This window comes from Tamlana crocina, assembly GCF_012037625.1.
This window is the reverse complement of sequence record NZ_JAAVJS010000428.1, coordinates 1-380: the sequence shown is the minus strand read 5'-3', so window position 1 is coordinate 380 and position 380 is coordinate 1. Positions and strand designations below refer to the sequence as shown.

General features: G+C 43.2%; 1 protein-coding gene. It reads right to left on the bottom strand.

The features are described 5' to 3' along the window. Positions 1–380, bottom strand: a 380-nt coding sequence (locus HC176_RS17435; RefSeq protein WP_280818716.1) for a putative LPS assembly protein LptD, incomplete at both ends; no start/stop codon positions are given.

The following is a 380-nucleotide window of genomic DNA, read 5'->3' as shown; positions in this document are numbered from 1 at the left end:
CCAGGCGATTCACATTTTCTGTCCCTCCAGAGAAATCCCTGCTGGAAAAGGAATATCCAAAGCTCACATTGGCATTTGTCATTCTGAAAAGGCTTCCACCGTTATCTATGTTTAATTTATTAATACGCCTGTTACTGTTGTTCAGGGCATAGATATCCAGGTTGGTCCCGAAGTTAATGCTAAGCTTATTCTGTATCACCGGAATACTTCCGCGGATACTGATAGGGGAGAGCTTAAGAGAATCTCCCGCCACGTTGTAAGAGGTACTCACGTTAAGGTTGTTCAGCAGGGTTACTTTCCGTGGTTCTGCACCAACTGAATCCCGTACTTTAGCTTCAAAGGTGTTACTTAAGGATAATCCGATTGAACTTGAAAAGATC